The 18,600-nt window shown below is 34.1% G+C and carries 11 protein-coding genes; 10 read left to right on the top strand and 1 reads right to left on the bottom strand.

Features of this window, described 5'->3' with window-relative positions; all coding sequences use genetic code 11:
* Positions 1 to 8 precede the first annotated feature (8 nt).
* Both OLM51_RS19835 and OLM51_RS19830 read left to right on the top strand, forming a co-directional pair.
* Positions 9 to 920 (top strand): type IX secretion system membrane protein PorP/SprF, encoded by a 912-nt coding sequence (locus OLM51_RS19835; protein WP_264552302.1) that lies wholly within the window; start codon positions 9 to 11, stop codon positions 918 to 920.
* Positions 921 to 931: 11 nt separating this feature from the next.
* Positions 932 to 2,932 (top strand): OmpA family protein, encoded by a 2,001-nt coding sequence (locus OLM51_RS19830; protein ID WP_264552301.1) that lies wholly within the window; start codon positions 932 to 934, stop codon positions 2,930 to 2,932.
* Between the two features lie 53 nt (positions 2,933 to 2,985).
* On the opposite strand, the gene OLM51_RS19825 is transcribed toward OLM51_RS19830, so the two are convergent.
* Positions 2,986 to 3,327, bottom strand: coding sequence for a hypothetical protein (locus OLM51_RS19825; protein WP_264552300.1), 342 nt, complete (start codon positions 3,325 to 3,327; stop codon positions 2,986 to 2,988).
* Between the two features lie 600 nt (positions 3,328 to 3,927).
* On the opposite strand from OLM51_RS19825, the gene OLM51_RS19820 reads away from it, so the two are divergent.
* The 8 genes from OLM51_RS19820 to OLM51_RS19785 all read left to right on the top strand — a co-directional run bounded on the left by OLM51_RS19820 (position 3,928) and on the right by OLM51_RS19785 (position 18,525).
* Positions 3,928 to 4,353, top strand: coding sequence for a CBS domain-containing protein (locus OLM51_RS19820; RefSeq protein ID WP_264552299.1), 426 nt, complete (start codon positions 3,928 to 3,930; stop codon positions 4,351 to 4,353).
* Positions 4,354 to 4,512: 159 nt separating this feature from the next.
* Positions 4,513 to 6,804 (top strand): NADP-dependent malic enzyme, encoded by a 2,292-nt coding sequence (locus tag OLM51_RS19815; RefSeq protein ID WP_264552298.1) that lies wholly within the window; start codon positions 4,513 to 4,515, stop codon positions 6,802 to 6,804.
* A 65-nt stretch (positions 6,805 to 6,869) separates the two neighbouring features.
* Positions 6,870 to 7,451, top strand: a complete 582-nt coding sequence (ruvA, locus tag OLM51_RS19810; protein WP_264552297.1) for a Holliday junction branch migration protein RuvA — start codon at positions 6,870 to 6,872, stop codon at positions 7,449 to 7,451.
* Positions 7,452 to 7,474: 23 nt separating this feature from the next.
* Entirely contained in the window at positions 7,475 to 14,677 is a 7,203-nt protein-coding gene (gene sprA, locus OLM51_RS19805) for a cell surface protein SprA (RefSeq protein ID WP_264552296.1), read from the top strand.
* Positions 14,678 to 14,762: 85 nt separating this feature from the next.
* Positions 14,763 to 15,143: a glycine cleavage system protein GcvH gene (gene gcvH, locus OLM51_RS19800; protein ID WP_264552295.1), complete on the top strand. Its 381-nt coding sequence runs from the start codon at positions 14,763 to 14,765 to the stop codon at positions 15,141 to 15,143.
* Positions 15,136 to 15,519, top strand: a complete 384-nt coding sequence (locus OLM51_RS19795) for a VanZ family protein (protein WP_264552294.1) — start codon at positions 15,136 to 15,138, stop codon at positions 15,517 to 15,519. The genes gcvH and OLM51_RS19795 overlap by 8 nt, the downstream gene beginning before the upstream one ends.
* Before the next feature lie 117 nt (positions 15,520 to 15,636).
* The gene (deoC, locus tag OLM51_RS19790) at positions 15,637 to 16,380 is read left to right on the top strand and encodes a deoxyribose-phosphate aldolase (protein WP_264552293.1); all 744 of its coding nucleotides are present in this window, start codon (positions 15,637 to 15,639) and stop codon (positions 16,378 to 16,380) included.
* Positions 16,381 to 18,525 carry an energy transducer TonB gene (locus OLM51_RS19785; protein ID WP_264552292.1) on the top strand — a complete coding sequence of 715 codons (2,145 nt, stop codon included), beginning with the start codon at positions 16,381 to 16,383 and terminating at the stop codon, positions 18,523 to 18,525.
* Positions 18,526 to 18,600: the final 75 nt, after the last annotated feature.

Raw genomic sequence — 18,600 nt, 5'->3', positions numbered from 1 at the left:
CTTATTAAATGAAAAAATTAGTTATTGTTTTTATGTTTTTTTCCGTTGTGTGTTCCGCGCAGCAGGACGCACAGTTTACACAATATATGTACAATACCATTTCTGTTAATCCTGCTTATGCAGGTTCTCGAGGAGCATTAAGTGTTTTTGGTTTGTATCGTACGCAATGGATAGGACTTGACGGAGCGCCCGAAACGAGTACCTTTTCTATAAACACACCTTTAAACAATAGTAAGCTGGGGTTAGGAGTTTCTTTGGTAAACGATAAAATCGGACCAACAAACGAAAACAATTTATCGGCAGACTTGTCATATAGTATCCCAACTTCTGAGAGTTTTCAGCTTTCCTTCGGAATAAAAGGATCATTAAATATCTTTAATCTTGATGCAAGCAAGTTAAGTTTTGAAGATCAGGGTGATCCTCAATTTCAGGATCTTGATAATAAAATTTCACCCAATATCGGGGCTGGAGTTTACTGGCATTCAGACAGAGCTTATATAGGATTTTCAGTTCCTAATTTTATAGAAACCAATCGTTATGATAATAACGATGTAGCTATTTTTAAAGATAAAATCAATTACTACTTAATGGCAGGTTATGTATTTAATTTAGATCATTTGCAATACATAAAGTTCAAACCTGCATTGCTAACTAAGATGGTTCAGGGAGCTCCTTTGCAAGTAGACGTTTCGGGTAACTTTATGTTTAATGATAAATTTGTTGTAGGTGTTGCCTATCGATGGAGTGCCTCTGTGAGTGCAATGGCCGGTTTTCAGGTTACAGATGGTTTGTACCTTGGGTATGGCTACGATCATGAAACAACCAATTTAAGAAAGTACAATTCGGGATCACATGAAATTTTCCTTCGTTTTGAGTTCTTAAAAAATTACAATAAAATGACATCTCCAAGATTCTTCTAATATTGCTCCTTATGCCAACAAAAAACTTAACTTATATTATTTTATTCCTGTGTTTCTTTTTCAAATCAAACGCTCAGACAATAAATACAGATTATGCCGATAAAAAGTACGATGATTACGCTTATGCAGATGCCATAGTTGCTTATGAAAACATTATTAGCAAAGGTGTTAAGGATGAAAAAATAATGCAAAAGCTGGGTAACTCGTATTATTTTATGGGAGAATTGCCAAGTGCTTTAAAGTATTACGATGATTTATTCAGTATAAACGAAAATCAGCAATCCGAATATTTGTACCGATATTCACAATGCTTAAAATCTTCGGGTAATTATAAAAAAGCCGATGAGATTCTGGAAAAATTCATTCAAAAAGCAGAAACAGAAAAAAGAGCAGCATTATTTAGAAACGAGAAGAATTATTTAGAAGAAATAAAATCAAATTCAGGCCGTTTTGAAATTGCAGATGCCGGAGTCAATTCGCAATATTCAGATTACGGAAGCGCAATTTATGAGAATAAAATAATCTTTACTTCTGCACGAGATACGGGCGGAGTAGGTAAAAGTAATTTTAAATGGACAAATAAAGCATTCTCAAAATTATACCTTGCCGAATTAATGCCAGATGGAAGTGTTGGAGAACCAAAGCTTTTTAGAAAAAAAGAAAATACAAAATTCAACGAATCTACGCCTGTTTTTACAAAAGACGGACGAACTATGTATTTTACCAGAAATAATTTTATAGATGGTAAAAGAGGAAAAAGCGACAATAAAATAACGCTTCTTAAATTGTATAAAGCAGATTTAATCGAAGGACAATGGGAGAACGTAAAGGAGCTTCCTTTTAATAGTGATCAATACAGCACAGCACATCCTGCATTAAGCATTGACGAAAAGACTTTATATTTTGCATCAGATATGCCGGGAACTTTGGGACAATCTGATTTGTATAAAGTAAAAATAAATGCTGATGGAACTTTTGGAACGCCCGAAAATTTAGGGACTGCAATTAATACAGAAGGGCGCGAAACGTTTCCGTTTATTTCCGGAGACAACGAATTGTATTTTGCTTCAGACGGCCGTCCGGGTTTAGGAGGATTAGATGTATTTGTTACCAAAATAAATGAAAACGGAACGCTGGATGATATCCAGAATGTCGGGGAACCTATAAATAGCAAACAAGATGATTTTGGGTTTATCATTAACAGTAAAAACAGAAATGGTTATTTTTCTTCGAATAGAGAAAACGGACATGGTGTAGATGATATCTATCGATTTACCGAAACCAAAAGACTGATTTGCGAACAGGATTTGACAGGAACAGTAAGCGATGTTGAATCAAACGAAATCCTGCCAAATGCAGCTATTACATTATTTGACGAAAACTGGACCGTTGTATCGACAATCAATTCAGACGAAAAAGGAAATTATACTTTCTCTAAAGTAAAATGTGGTAAAAAATATGCCTTACGAATTTCTAAAAACGATTATAATATCAAAGATGCTTCGGTTACTATAAAGAAAGCACAGGGAACAACAACATTACCAATTACATTACAAAAGATTTTTAAACCAATTGCAGCAAAAGCAATTGCAGTAAATAAAGTAACGGTAAAACCGGTAAAAATAGGGCCAATAAAAGTGGGAACAGATTTGGCAAAACTGCTTCACCTTCCTATGAACTTTTTCGATTTAAACAAAGCTACAATTAAGAAAACATCAGAACCTCAATTACAAAAATTAGTAGATGTTTTAATTCAGTATCCGGCTATAAAATTAGATATTCGTTCGCATACAGACAGTCGTTCTTCAGCAGAAAGTAATCAGATCTTATCCGATAAAAGAGCAAAGTCTACAAAAGACTGGTTAGTAAGTAAAGGAATTGATGAAACCCGATTAAATGCAAAAGGTTTCGGAGAAACAAAATTAGTAAACCGATGTGCCGATGGTGTAAAATGTACAGAAAAAGAACACCAACAGAACAGACGAAGTGAGTTTATAATTACGAGTTTGTAATTTTATACAATAACAAAAAGACCTTTCTAAATTTTAGTAAAGGTCTTTTTTATTTATTCATTGACATGTTGAGAATCTGTCATAAGCTTATAATTAATTTCGCTTAAAAACTCAAATTCATCTAACGGAATCATTTGCAGCACTGTTTCTAAAATAAGACCTACATTAATTTCGTCACTTTTTTTGGCGTCAGGAAGCTTTGGTGCATCGTCATTCAGAGCCAAAACGCATAGTTTTAGCATATCAGTAATAACACAGCCCAGTTCCAGATAATTCTGAAACTTAATTTCGACCACATTCTCTTTTGTTTTATGATCAGCCGGTTTTAAAGTTGTGAAATATCGACTTGCTAATTTTCTAAGATTTTCTGAATTTTTAATTTCATTGGTTTCCATAAAAGAAGTGATTTTAGATTGTTATATGATTAATTTTTTTGTTTTTCTTAGTTCTTGCTTTTAATTATTGCAATTTCAGATTTCTAATTGTTACTTCTCACATACTACAGTATGTGTAGGTGTTTTTCTTATAAATAACAAATTTTTCAAAAATCAAATCTATAAAAAGGTCAGAAATAATAGTACGACATATATGTCGCGTTGTTTTTTTTGTTAGAAAAGAGCTATTTAATAGCAATTAAATATTTGCATTTACAGCATAAAACATAGCCAATGGTTTCAACCATTGGAACGCAATATATGAACCCAATACATATTTACAATTGTTATCCCACGGTTGAAATTGTGGGTTATGGTTGAAATCTGAGTATAATTTTACATCATTAAAGAGCTTTCGGAATTGTTTCGGCTAAAAGTTAAAAAATCAAATTTTTCGCAAAAAAGGGTTGTAAATGGATTTGTTCTTTGATGGATAATTTCTAAAGTTCGTGAAACGGTGTATTTTGTTTAAAATGAATGTGTTAGGTTTTTAAAAAAATGCTTTTTGCAACAAATTGTGTTTGTTTTTTTATAACTTTATAAATCTAAAATTTTTCAGATATGACTGTAAATCAAATACTAAACGCAAAAGGAAAAAATGTTTACTCTGTACTTTCGACTACAACCGTTTATGAAGCATTGAAAGTAATGGGCGAAAAAAACATTGGGGCTATCCTGATAATCGATGGAACCGACTTAAAAGGGATATTATCTGAAAGAGATTATGCTCGAAAAATCGTTTTAAAAGACAAATCATCAAAAGAAACTTTTGTACATGAAATTATGGAAAGCAACGTTTTTTCGATAAACCTTTCAAACAATATCGAGGATTGTATGGAGCTGATGAGTACCAAAAGAATACGACATTTACCTGTTATAGAAGACGGAATTGTGGTAGGAATAATCTCGATTAGCGATGTTGTAAAAGCAATTATAGAAGTTCAAAAAGATACTATAAATCATTTAAACTCTTATATTTCTCAATAATAAAGAACTTAAAAAAACATTCTTAAAATAGTCCCAATTATTGCGGACTATTTTTTTTTGACTATCTCAAATTGTTATTTTAACAAAAGAAAGCAGTAAAAACATGCCATTTTAAACTAAGACTTATATCTTTGTAAGCTAGAATAAAAGCTAAAAACAATGAACAAAGAGAGTAAAAAAAGAGAGGCCTTAGTGTACCACGCAGAGCCGACTCCAGGAAAAATTCAGGTAGTTCCAACAAAAAAATATGCAACCCAAAGAGACTTGTCACTGGCTTATTCGCCGGGTGTTGCAGAACCGTGTTTAGAAATCGCAGCAAACGTTGATGACGTTTATAAGTATACAGCAAAAGGAAATTTAGTTGCCGTAATCTCAAACGGTACTGCTGTTTTAGGATTAGGAGATATTGGTCCTGAGGCCTCAAAACCAGTAATGGAAGGAAAAGGTTTATTGTTTAAAATATTCTCTGATATTGATGTTTTTGATATTGAAGTTAATACAAAAGACATAGAAGAATTTATTCAGACGGTTAAAAATATTGCTCCAACTTTTGGAGGAATTAACCTTGAAGATATTAAAGCGCCTGAATCTTTTGAAATCGAAAGAAGACTGGTAGAAGAATTGGATATTCCGGTAATGCATGATGATCAGCACGGAACAGCAATTATTTCTTCTGCAGCTTTAATCAATGCACTTGAATTGGCAGGAAAAAAAGCCGGAGATGTAAAAATGGTAGTTTCGGGTGCAGGATCTGCTGCAATCGCTTGTACTGATTTGTATGTTTCGCTAGGCGTAAAAGTAGAGAATATTAAAATGTACAATAGTAAAGGACTTTTAACAAAAGATAATCCTTCACTATCAAAATTACAATTGAAATATGCTATTGATGGTGCTCAAATTGCTTTGGCAGATGCTGTAAAAGGTGCAGATGTTTTCATCGGACTATCTTCGGGAGATATCTTATCGCCAGAAATGTTATTGACAATGGCAGACAATCCGATTGTTTTTGCAATGGCAAATCCAAATCCGGAAATCGATTATAACCTGGCTGTTCAAACGCGTAAAGACGTTATTATGGCTACAGGACGTTCAGATTTTCCTAATCAGGTGAATAACGTTTTAGGTTTTCCATATATTTTTAGAGGAGCACTAGACGTAAGAGCGACAAAAATTAATGAAGAAATGAAAATGGCCGCTGTAAAAGCGTTGGCTATTTTGGCAAAAGAACCGGTTCCGGAGCAAGTTAACGTGGCTTACGGTGCAACAAAATTAGGTTTCGGTCAGGAATATATTATCCCAAAACCATTTGATCCTAGATTAATTACTATTGTAGCGCCTGCAGTTGCAAAAGCAGCAATGGAATCTGGAGTGGCAAAACAACCAATTACAGACTGGGCAGCTTATGAGGATGCTCTTCGTGAGCGTATGGGGAATGATAATAAAATGGTACGTTTAATTACGAACCGTGCTAAATTAGACCCAAAACGTATTGTTTTTGCCGAAGCGGATCATTTAAATGTTTTAAAAGCAGCTCAAATTGTTCATGAAGACGGAATTGGTGTGCCAATTTTGTTAGGAAACAGAGAAATCATTTTAGAATTAAAAGCCGAATTAGGTTTTGATGCTGATCTTGAAATTATCGATCCTAAAACAAATGAAGAAGAAGCAAGACGTAACAGATTTGCAAATTCATACTGGGAAACAAGAGAGCGCAGAGGTGTTTCGTTACTTGACGCTCAGAAATTTATGCGCGAAAGAAACTATTTTGCGGCTATGATGGTAAACGAAGGCGATGCAGATGCTCTTGTTACCGGACACTCAAGAAGTTATCCAAGTGTAGTAAAACCAATGATGCAATTAATAGAAAAAGCACCTGCAGCTTCTTTAATAGCAACAACAAACATGATGCTTACCTCACGCGGACCAATGTTTTTATCAGATACAGCGATAAACATTAATCCATCTGCACAAGATTTGGTAAATATTGCTATCATGACAGCTAAAACAGCTAAAATGTTTGGTATTGAGCCAGTTATTGCAATGGTTTCTTATTCTAATTTTGGGTCATCTACACATCAAAATGCTTCAAAAGTAAGAGAAGCAGTTGCTTACCTGCATAAAAATCATCCTGAAATGATTGTTGACGGAGAGATTCAGGCAGATTTTGCATTAAATGGAGAGTTACTTAAAGAGAAATTCCCATTCTCTAAATTAGCGGGTAAAAAAGTAAATACACTGGTATTCCCTAACCTGGAGTCAGCAAATATTACTTATAAGCTAATGAAAGAATTAAATAAATCTAGTTCTATTGGTCCAATCATGATGGGATTAGACAAACCTGTACACATTTTCCAATTGGGCGCAAGCGTGGAAGAAATGGTAAACATGGCTGCAATCGCTGTTATTGATGCACAGGAAAAAGAAATTAAAAAAAATAAATTAGCTAAATAGTTAGAAATCGTAAGAATCGGATAATCAATCTTATTTTTATTATATTTGATAATATAAATTAAACTATGATAGCACATTTGCAGGGGAAATTAGTTGAAAAGAACCCCACAGAAGTTGTAATTGATTGTGGCGGAGTAGGATATCACGTTAATATATCGTTACACACTTTTTCATTATTACCTAATGCAGATTTTATAAAATTGTATACGCATCTTCAAATTAAAGAAGATGCGCATACTTTATATGGTTTTGTAGAAAAATCAGAACGCGAAATATTCAGAATGTTACTGTCGGTTTCCGGTATCGGAGCCAATATTGCCAGAACCATGTTGTCCTCAATAGAGCCAAAGCAAATCATCAATGCTATTGCAGCCGGAGATGTTGGTGTAATACAGTCTATAAAGGGAATTGGGAACAAAACGGCACAACGGGTTATACTCGATTTAAAAGAAAAAATGTTAAAGTTGTACGATTTAGATGAAGTTTCTATCGTTCAAAGCAATACAAATAGAGATGAAGCGTTATCTGCTTTGGAAGTTTTAGGATTTGTCCGAAAAGCTTCAGAAAAAGTAGTAGAAAAGATCGTAAAAGAAGATCCGGAAGCTACAGCAGAAACAATCATTAAAAGAGCATTAAAAAGCTTGTAACTCAACTAACATAAACCAATTGTATGCGTAAAATTTGTATTTTTTTACTGGTTTTATTTTGCGGTAATGTTTTGCAATCGCAAGTAAATCCGGCGACTCAGGATACAACTAAAACTCAATTTTCTGTAGGAAAAATGGAGTTGCAAGACCCGCCAAGCATACTTTCGGCATATAAATATGATCCCATTACAGATCGTTATATCTACACCAATACAGTTGATGGTTTTTCGATCAACTATCCTATTATTTTAACTCCAAAAGAGTACGAAGATTTAGTTCTTAAAGAATCCAGAAGAGATTATTTTAAGAAAAAAATGGACGCTATTGATGGTAAAAAAGCAGGAAGTGAGGCAGCAAAGAAGAATTTGCTTCCGCGATATTACATTAATTCAGGTTTCTTCGAAAGCATCTTCGGAAGTAATACAATAGACGTAAAGCCCACGGGATCTGTAGAAATGGATTTGGGAGTTCGATACACCAAACAGGATAACCCATCATTTTCACCTAGAAACCGATCAAGCCTTACATTTGATTTTGACCAGAGAATCAGTATGAGTTTAATGGGGAAAGTAGGAACCAGATTAGAGGTAAATGCCAATTACGATACACAATCTACATTTGCTTTTCAAAACTTATTTAAGCTTGCTTATACACCCTCAGAAGATGATATTATTCAAAAAGTTGAGGTAGGTAACGTGAGTATGCCATTAAACAGTACCTTAATTCGAGGGGCTCAAAGTTTATTTGGTGTAAAGACCCAACTGCAATTTGGAAGAACAACTGTAACAGGTGTTTTCTCAGAACAAAAATCGCAAACAAAGAGTGTTGTAGCCGAAGGAGGTGGTACAGTTCAAAATTTTGATTTGTATGCTTTAGACTATGATAATGACCGACACTTTTTCTTGTCACAATACTTTAGAAATAAATACGATGCCTCTTTAAAAAACTATCCGGTTATAGATAGCCGTGTGCAGGTAACCAGAATAGAGGTATGGGTAACCAATAAACAAAACAGAGTAAGTACGACCAGTAATAACTTACGTAATATTATTGCACTTCAGGATTTAGGTGAAGGGCAAATTAGTGGTATTCCGGATAATCAGGTAGTTGTTATTAGTTCATCAACAGGTTTCTTTAATAACCCTATAGATTCTCCAACAGAAAATGATAACAATAAATATGATCCTGCTGCAATTGGCCAGCCTGGTTCCTATTTAAATTCAAACATAAGAGAAATTGTAACGGCAAAATCAGGATTCAATAATACAAACGTAAGTGAGGGAACCGATTACTCTATATTAGAAAATGCCCGTAAATTAACAGCGAATGAGTTTACTTTTAATCCGCAGTTAGGATATATTTCGTTACAGCAGCGTTTAGCAAATGATGAAATTTTAGCAGTTGCTTTTGAATATACTGTTGGAGGTAAAGTATATCAGGTAGGAGAATTTGGAAGTGATGGACTTGATGCTACAGTTGTAACAGGAAATAATAGTTCAAATCAGGCAATTATTTCACAAAGTTTGGTTTTAAAGATGTTGAAGAGCAATTTGACAAACGTTCAAAATCCGGTTTGGAACCTGATGATGAAAAACGTTTATCAAATTCCTCAGGCGTATCAAATTAAGCAGGATGATTTTAGAATGAATATTCTTTATACAGATCCTTCTCCAATAAATTATATTACGCCGGTTCAGGGAACAACTTTTCCAACAAACCCAACTCCGGATAATAAAGTAGATCAGACTCCTTTATTAAATGTATTTAATCTGGACAGACTAAATTATAATAATGATCCGCAAACAGGAGGAGATGGTTTCTTCGATTACATTCCGGGTATTACCGTTGACGTACAGAACGGACGAATCATTTTTACCACCAAAGAGCCTTTTGGGGAGCTGATATTTAAGAAACTGCAGAATTCCGGTTCCGGGGAGGATTATAATAATCCAAGTACTTATAATGCAAATCAGCAGAAGTATGTATTTAGAAATATGTATAAAAACACACAATCTGGCGCTTTGCAGGATAGTGATAAAAATAAATTCTTACTAAGAGGAAAATATAAATCATCAGGAAGTAGTGGTATTCCAATCGGGGCGTTCAACGTGCCGCAAGGATCTGTTGTAGTAATGGCAGCAGGAAGAAGATTGGTAGAAGGAATCGATTATAGTGTCGATTATCAATTAGGTCGTGTTCAGATTCTGGATCCGTCACTTCAGGCTTCAAATACACCAATCGAAGTTTCCTTAGAGAATAATTCCATTTTTGGACAACAAACCAGAAGATTTATAGGATTTAATGTTGAGCACAAAATTTCAGAGAAATTTGTAGTTGGAGGTACTTATTTAAAAATGAGTGAAAAACCTTTTACACAAAAATCCAGTTACGGACAAGAATCTGTAAATAATACAATTTTTGGGTTTAATGGTAATTATGCAACCGAAGTTCCTTTCTTTACCAGGCTGGTAAATAAATTGCCAAATATTGATACAGATGTTCCTTCTAATCTTTCGGTTCGTGGTGAAGTAGCATTTTTAAAACCAGATGCACCAAAAGCCAGTGATTTTGAGGGTGAAGCAACAATTTATATTGACGATTTTGAAGGCTCACAATCAACAATCGATATGCGATCGGCTTATGCGTGGAGTTTGGCCTCAACACCATTTGTAAATTCGATCAATGATAATACTTTTAATGCCAATTCAAATACGTTAGAGTATGGTTACAAACGTGCAAAACTGGCATGGTATACAATTGATCCTGTGTTTTACTCGTCTAAACCATCCGGAATTTCAAATGATGATTTGTCATTAAATACAACAAGAAGGATTTACAGTAAAGAATTATATCCAAATACAGATATTGCCCAAGGACAAATTCAGGTTATTAATACACTGGATTTAACTTATTTCCCATCAGACAGGGGAGCTTACAACAACAATCCAAATTTTAGTGCAGGTCCGGCCTCTTCTAATTTTGGTGGAATTATGCGTGCTTTAAATTCAACCAATTTTGAACAGGGGAATGTTGAGTATATTCAGTTTTGGGTACTTGATCCGTATGTTGGAAATGCCGAAGCACCTGCAAACAATACAGGAAAGATTTATTTTAACTTAGGTGAAATTTCTGAAGATGTTTTAAAAGACGGAAGAAAACAATATGAAAACGGGCTAGGACCAGGTCAGGTAATGGTTAATCCGCAACCGCTTTGGGGAGATGTTCCGGCTTCGCAATCGTTAATCTATGCTTTTGATACCAATCCGGATAACCGTAAAAATCAGGACGTAGGTTTAGATGGTTTACCAGATGCTAAGGAAGGAGCAGTTTATACGAATTATGCGGGAGAAGAAGATCCTGCGGCAGATAACTACAAGTATTATTTAAATACAGATGGAGATGTTATTAATCGTTATAAAAAATATAATGGAGTAGAAAATAACTCTGCGGTAAGTGTTGATGATCCAAACAGGGGATCTACAACTTTGCCGGATGTTGAAGATATTAATCGTGATAATACCATGAGTACCATCAATGCGTATTATGAATATAGTATTGATGTAAAACCAGGAATGCAGGTTGGGCAAAATTATATTACTGATATTCGTGAAGTCACTAATGTAGAGCTGCCAAACGGAAGTACAACAACCGCAAGATGGATTCAGTTTAAAATCCCGGTTTCACAGCCACAAAACACAATTGGAAATATTACAGATTTTAGGTCTATTCGTTTCATGCGTATGTTTATGACAGGTTTTAATGACCAGATGACGGTGCGTTTTGGAGCGTTAGATTTAGTAAGAGGAGAATGGAGAAGATATACAGGAACTCTTGACGCAAATGATCCAAATCCGGATGATGATGGAGTTGAATTTGATGTTGCAGCTGTTAATATTCAGGAAAATAGCACAAAATGTCCTGTGAACTATGTAATTCCTCCGGGAGTTCAAAGAGAGCAATTGTATAATAATAATACTGTTATCAATCAAAATGAGCAATCATTAGCCCTTAGGGTTGGTGGTGCAGGTTTACAATATCAGGATTCCAGAGCAGTTTTTAAAAATGTGAGCGTTGATATGCGTCAGTACAAAAAACTGAAAATGTTTTTACATGCAGAATCGTTGCCAAATGAAAGTGCATTATTAGACGAAGAAATGGTTGGTTTTATTCGTTTTGGTAATGACTTTACGCAAAACTTTTATCAGATCGAAATTCCATTAAAAGTGACACAAACCGGAGGAAGTTGTTCTATAAGTCCTGATTTAGTTTGGATGGATGATAACAATATTGATTTGGCGCTTGATTTACTGACCAGAATGAAAATTAAGGCCATGAGTATCGATATTAACTCTGATAAAAGAGATATTAATGGTATTTATTATCCGGATGATGATTTAAGTCAAAGCGGAGGAGATGGTGACAGCAGATTAAAACTGGGTATTAAAGGAAATCCAAATTTTGGTTTGGTCAGGAATTTAATGGTCGGAGTTAAAAGCAGGGCAGATCATAAAGACATTAAAGGAGAAGTTTGGTTTAATGAGCTTCGAATGTCTGATTTAGAAAACAAAGGTGGTATGGCAGCATTATTAAATGTTGATACCAATATGGCAGATTTTGCAACCATTTCTGCTACAGGAAAGAAGAGTACAATTGGATTTGGATCTTTAGAGCAAGGTGCAAACGAGAGAGATCGTGAAGATATTCAGCAGTATAATATTGTTACGAATTTGAATTTAGGAAAATTAATGCCTCGTAAATGGGGAATTAATTTACCTTTTAATTATGCTATTGGTGAAGAAGTTATTACTCCGGAATACGACCCTTTTAACCAGGATATCAAATTAGATCAGTTAATAAATGAAACTACTGATCCTAACGAAAAGGATAATATCAGAACCCGTGCAGTTGACTATACAAAGCGTAAGAGTATTAACTTTATAGGGGTTAGAAAAGACAGAGCTCCAGAGCAGAAACCGCATGTTTATGATGTTGAGAATTTTACTTTCTCGCAATCGTACAATCAGGTAGAGCGACATGATTATGAAGTAGAAAGCTATGAAGATGAGCAATCAAATACGGCCGTTAATTATGCTTATACTTTTCAGCCAAAAGAAGTGGTTCCGTTCAAGAAGAACGAATTCATGAAGAAAAGCGAGTACTGGAAATTATTAAGCGATTTTAACTTTAATTATCTGCCTTCAAATATTTCATTTAATACGAATATTTTAAGACAAAGTAACCGTCAGCAGTATCGATTGGTTGAAGTTGAAGGAATTGGTTTAGATCCGTTATACAGACGAAATTTTGCCTTTAATTATCAGTATGGTTTTGGATATAATTTGACAAAATCAGTAAAAATAAATTACACTGCGGCATCAAATAATATTGTAAAAAATTATCTGAACGCTGATAATACGCCTAAGGAAGATTTTAATATCTGGGATAGCTATTGGGATATCGGAACCCCAAATCAACATGTGCAGCAATTAGTTTTAAACTGGGATATACCAATTAATAAATTGCCAATTTTTAGTTTTATTAAAGCGAGTTATTCTTATACAGCAGATTATAGCTGGCAGCGTTCTTCGACTGCTTTGTCTCAATTTGTTGATGATACCGGAACAGAGTATAATCTTGGAAATACAATTCAGAATGCAAATTCAAATACATTTACGACAACGTTAAATATGAATATGCTGTATAAGTATTTAGGTTTAACTCCGGGAGCTAAGAAAACAGCTAAAACTAAACCGGCTGCACCGCCTAAGCCAGGAGAAAAAGTGGTGAACACAGCAAAACCTGTTGTAAACAATAGTCCGTTTTATGATGGAATGATTGGAGTTTTGACAAGTGTTAAAAACATTCAGGTTAATTATACTAAAAATAGCGGAACCGTTTTACCTGGATATACGCCAAGTGTTGGGTTCTTAGGAACAGCAAAACCAAGTTTAGGTTTTATTTTTGGAAGCCAGGATGATGTGCGTTACGAGGCTGCAAAGAATGGCTGGTTGACAAATTATGAAAATTTCAATCAGAACTTTACGCAGGTGCAAAACGAACTTTTAAAGATCACGGCAAATATAGATTTGCTTCCTGATTTAAAAATAGATTTGGCAATGGATCGTGCATATTCTAAAAATTCATCAGAACAATATAGCGTTATCGATGGGGAATATACGCCATTATCGCCTTACAGTTATGGAATGTTTTCTATTTCAACGGTTTTAATAAAGACCGCTTTTTCTACCAGTAATGAGACACAATCTGCGGCATTTGATGATTTTAGAAATAACCGATTAACTATTGCAAATCGTCTTGCCGAAGATCATTATGGTGCAGGAGTTACAATACCAAGATATGGTGATGCAAACAATCCTATTCCGGCAGAAGGAGATCCGAACTATGCTATTTATTCATCAAATGTTGGATACCCAATTGGTTTTACAAAAAGTAATCAGGCTGTTTTGCTGCCTTCGTTTTTAGCGGCTTATACAGGAAGTAATGCATCAAGTAGCTCAACAGATATTTTTAGAAGTTTTCCTATTCCAAACTGGAGTATTAAGTATAATGGTTTAATGCGTTATAAGTATTTTAAAGACAGATTTAAACGTTTTTCTTTGCAGCATAATTATAGAGCATCTTATACGATCAATCAGTTTAGGTCTAATTTTGATTACAATGAAAACCCTTCAGGGCAAGATTTAAATACAAATTTCTTTAATAAAACGATCATGTCAAATGTCAATTTAGTAGAGCAGTTTAGTCCTTTGGTTCGAGTAGATTTCGAATTAAAAAGCTCTTTGCGTTTACTAAGTGAAATTAAAAAAGACAGAGCATTATCGATGAGTTTTGATAATAACTTGTTGACAGAAGTAAAAGGTATTGAGTATTTAGTAGGTTTAGGGTATCGTTTTAAAGATGTTATATTCTCGTCAAGATTGGCAGATAGTCCAACCGGAATTATAAAAAGTGATATCAACATTAAAGCTGATTTCTCGTATAGAAATAACCAGACATTGGTGCGTTATTTAGATTATGATAACAATCAATTGGCGGCAGGTCAAAATATCTGGACATTAAAACTTACGGCAGATTACGCCTTTAGTAAGAACCTTACGGCTATATTTTATTACGATCATTCGTTCTCAAAAGCTGTAATATCAACATCGTTTCCGTTAACTAATATTAGATCAGGATTTACACTTCGTTACAATTTTGGAAATTAAATTTGAGTTTGTAAACCAAATTTTATTAGAAGATTATTACATTTGTGACTAAATTATTAAATTATCAATTTACAAACACACAATTATGAGCATACCAGCAAATTTAAAGTACACAAAAGATCATGAGTGGATTAGCATCGAAGGAGATGTAGCTACAGTAGGAATTACGCATTTCGCACAAAAAGAATTAGGAGATATCGTATATGTTGAGGTGGAAACTTTAGATCAGACACTTGATAAAGATGAAGTTTTTGGAACTGTTGAAGCAGTAAAAACAGTTTCAGATTTGTTTTTGCCATTAACTGGAGAGATCATTGCTTTTAATGATAGTTTAGAAAGCGCGCCTGAAACAGTAAATTCTGATCCTTATGGAGCAGGATGGATGATCAAAGTAAAAATCGCTGATCCATCAGAGATCGATTCTCTATTATCTGACGAAGCTTACAAACAATTAATAGGTGCCTAAACAACTCCTTTTACTTTGGGCGATTATCTGCTCAGGTATAATTGCTTATTTTTGTCTGACAGATTCAAGTAATATACCAGCGGTAAATTTTCCAAGTATAGATAAGATTGTACATTTTTGTTTTCATTTTGGATTTACACTTTCATGGATTCTGTTTTTCAAAAAAGAACTTAAAGGAAAAACGACAGACGATTATAAAGCCTATTTAATCGCATTTATATTTTCTGTTTTTTTTGGTATTACAATAGAGATTTTGCAAAGCGTTTTTACAGTTACACGAGCTTCGGATGTGTCAGATGTTTTAGCAAATACAATTGGTGCTACAGTCGGTGTCTTTACGGCAATAGCTTTTAAGAAACAAATCGATAAAATATAAGAATAAGATTACCCACTTCGGTGGGTTTTTTATTGTCTAAAAATCAAGCTTCAAAAGATTGTTTTTTTTCTCAATATTAAATGTATTTTTGTCGCAACTCTGTGAATTTTAAAAGTTATGAACGTAAAACAATATCTTGATTCCACTTATTTGAAGACGGCTTCCCAGGCGGGAATTTCGGATGCAGAGAATTTTGTTATTGTAAAAAATACAATTGAAGAGGCTATAACAGAAGGTTTCAAATTAATAATGATCAGGCCTGAATTTGTTTCTTTAGCTAAAGAAATGATAATAGCAGCCCATTCGAGTTTGCTTATAGGTACTGTTATTGATTTTCCTCAAGGTAAATCAGAGTTGGAGGAGAAAATTAAAGAAGCAAATGAAGCCATTCTAAATGGAGCAGATGATTTAGATTTTGTCTGTAATTATGAAGCTTTTAAAAATGGAGACCTTGAACTGGTAAAAAAAGAAATCTTAGTAGGTACACAAATAGGATTGGCGCATAATAAAACTGTAAAATGGATTATTGAAATCGCAGCCCTGACCGAAAAAGAAATTATACAGCTTTCGGTGCTGATCAAAAACGTAGTCATATCTAATTTTAAAGAAGAGGATTACGCATCAGTTTTTGTAAAATCATCGACAGGTTTTTTTAAAACTGAAAATGATTTGCCAAACGGAGCAACTGTTCCTGCAATTATTATAATGTTAGAAAATGCCTCTCCTTTATCAGTTAAAGCGGCTGGTGGAGTCCGCTCATATAAAGAAGCAATAGAAATGATTCGTTTAGGAGTTAAACGCATCGGAACTTCAGCTGCAAAGGCTATTGCAAATGGAGAAAATACCCAAAATCAATATTAAATGAAAATCAAAACCTACGTAAAAAACAAAAATGTTTTATCTTTTGTTTTAATGTTAGCCTCTATAACTGTTTTTGCGCAACAAAATAATAACTCTTCAGTTCAGTCCGGATTTACAAGTGAAAAGTTTCCTGTTTTTCCAAATTGTGAAAATTTAGAATCTAAAAAATTAGAAAATTGCTTTTACAGGGAAGTTCAGGATTTTGTTTTTCAAAATTTTGAAGTTCCTGCAAATTTAAAACAATCCAATTATAAAGGTGAGGTAAAAGTACTCTTTGAAGTAGATAGCGAAGGGGTATTTAAAGTAATTTATGTTAATGCAGGAAATGATGAGTTGTCTGTAGAAGCTAAACGTGTTTTTGAGAAGTTTCCAAAAATAAAACCATCAACCTATAATGGTAAACCGACCTATTCAAAATATACCATTTCGATTGCTATTCCTTTAAAAAGTTCTCAGCAAATTGAAGCAGAAGCCTTGGCGGCAGCCGAAATTTTAAAGCCAGCTGAGAAGCCAATGACAGAACTGGATAGTATAGTGTCTAAAAAGTATCGAAATCCTGAGTTCGAAAGTCATTTGAATATTCCTTTTTCACACAGTTATTATGCGCAGTTTGACGGAGCGATGAACCAGGTTGGGAGTAACAATCATACTGCTTCAAAACCTTATACATATGCAGAAGTTTCTAAATATTATAATCTGAAAGCGGTTAATGAATCTCTTCAGAAAAATGTTTCAACCTGGTTAGGAAGAAAATGGTGGAACGAAAATCTGGTGCAGATTCAGGGTGAAGACTATTGGTTTGTATTAAATCCAATTCTTGATTTGCAAGTAGGTAAAGCATCAGATTTAGATGCTTCTTATACTTATGTAAATACACGTGCTTTGAATTTTAGAGGAGGGCTGGGAAAACAGGTTAATTTTACCACTACCGTTTTTGAAAGTCAGGGAAGATTTGCGGGTTATTATAATGATTATGCAGAATCGATAAAGCCTTCTGGAGGAAACCCTGCTATTATTCCGGGAATTGGAATTGCAAAAAGATTTAAAACAGATGCGTATGATTTTCCTATGGCAGAAGCAAATATTACTTATGTGCCAAGTAAATTCTTTGATTTACAATTAGGGTATGGAAGAAATTTTATTGGAGATGGATACCGTTCTTTGCTTGAAAGCGACGGAGTCAGCCCATATCCGTATTTTAAAATCAACACTACTTTCTGGAAAATTAAATATACCAATACCTATATGTGGCTTAAGGATGTGCGTCCTGAAGTAACAGCAGAGAAGACCTATGCTACTAAATTTATGGCGAATCACTATTTGAGCTGGAATGTTTCTAATAGATTGAATTTAGGTTTTTTCGAGTCAGTAGTCTGGACAGATTCAAATAATAGAGGATTTGATGCTAATTTTATAAATCCTATTATTTTTTATCGTGCGGTTGAGTTTGGATCTTCTTCAAAAAGTGGAAATGCATTACTAGGTTTTACAGGAAAATACAAATGGAATAATAATGTAAACTTGTACGGTCAGTTTTTGATCGATGAATTTTCGGTTTCTGATGTGAAAGCGGGAGATCAAAGCTGGAAAAATAAATTTGGTTTTCAAATTGGAGGAAAATATTTCAATGCTTTCAATGTAAAAGATCTTTTAGTACAGGTAGAATACAATCATGTGCGTCCTTATGTTTATGCGCACAGCGCGGTAATAACAAATTACGGGCATAATAACCAGAGCGTTGGTCATCAATGGGGAGGAAATTTTAACGAGCTTGTTTTAATTGGTCGTTACCACAAGGGGCGTATTTTTGGTGATGCTAAAGTGACAACAGGAACAAGAGGTCTGGATTTTAATACTACAGCCGACAGCTACAATTACGGAGGTAATATTTATAAAAGTTACGACGAAAAACGTCCTTATAATACAGGTGTAAAAGTTGGACAAGGAAACAAAACAAGTGTTTTTATTGCAGATGTTCAGGGAGGTTATTTAATAAACCCAATGACGAACCTGAAATTGTTTGGAAGTTTTATATATAGAAATTTTGATCCGACTCAGGAAACAGCAACAACTTTTAAGCAAAATACAACCTGGTTTTCTATCGGATTGCGTTCAGATATTTTTAATTGGTATTTTGATTACTAGGATTTTTAATAAGATTTTTCGAAATAATAGTGTTAAAGATTTACAAGTCCTTATTTTGTAAAGGTTTTATTGAAA

The organism is Flavobacterium sp. N2038 (genome assembly GCF_025947185.1).
Lineage (GTDB): Bacteria > Bacteroidota > Bacteroidia > Flavobacteriales > Flavobacteriaceae > Flavobacterium.
Note: the sequence above shows the minus strand (reverse complement) of the source record. Positions and strands in the feature narration are given on the sequence as shown.

Bases quoted from the DNA above. Each gene is read 5' to 3' on its own strand.
- OLM51_RS19835 (WP_264552302.1), top strand. From the start codon at position 9: ATGAAAAAATTAGTTATTGTTTTTATGTTTTTTTCCGTTGTGTGTTCC.
- OLM51_RS19830 (WP_264552301.1), top strand. From the start codon at position 932: ATGCCAACAAAAAACTTAACTTATATTATTTTATTCCTGTGTTTCTTT.
- OLM51_RS19825 (WP_264552300.1), bottom strand. From the start codon at position 3,327: ATGGAAACCAATGAAATTAAAAATTCAGAAAATCTTAGAAAATTAGCA.
- OLM51_RS19820 (WP_264552299.1), top strand. From the start codon at position 3,928: ATGACTGTAAATCAAATACTAAACGCAAAAGGAAAAAATGTTTACTCT.
- OLM51_RS19815 (WP_264552298.1), top strand. From the start codon at position 4,513: ATGAACAAAGAGAGTAAAAAAAGAGAGGCCTTAGTGTACCACGCAGAG.
- ruvA (WP_264552297.1), top strand. From the start codon at position 6,870: ATGATAGCACATTTGCAGGGGAAATTAGTTGAAAAGAACCCCACAGAA.
- sprA (WP_264552296.1), top strand. From the start codon at position 7,475: ATGCGTAAAATTTGTATTTTTTTACTGGTTTTATTTTGCGGTAATGTT.
- gcvH (WP_264552295.1), top strand. From the start codon at position 14,763: ATGAGCATACCAGCAAATTTAAAGTACACAAAAGATCATGAGTGGATT.
- deoC (WP_264552293.1), top strand. From the start codon at position 15,637: ATGAACGTAAAACAATATCTTGATTCCACTTATTTGAAGACGGCTTCC.
- OLM51_RS19785 (WP_264552292.1), top strand. From the start codon at position 16,381: ATGAAAATCAAAACCTACGTAAAAAACAAAAATGTTTTATCTTTTGTT.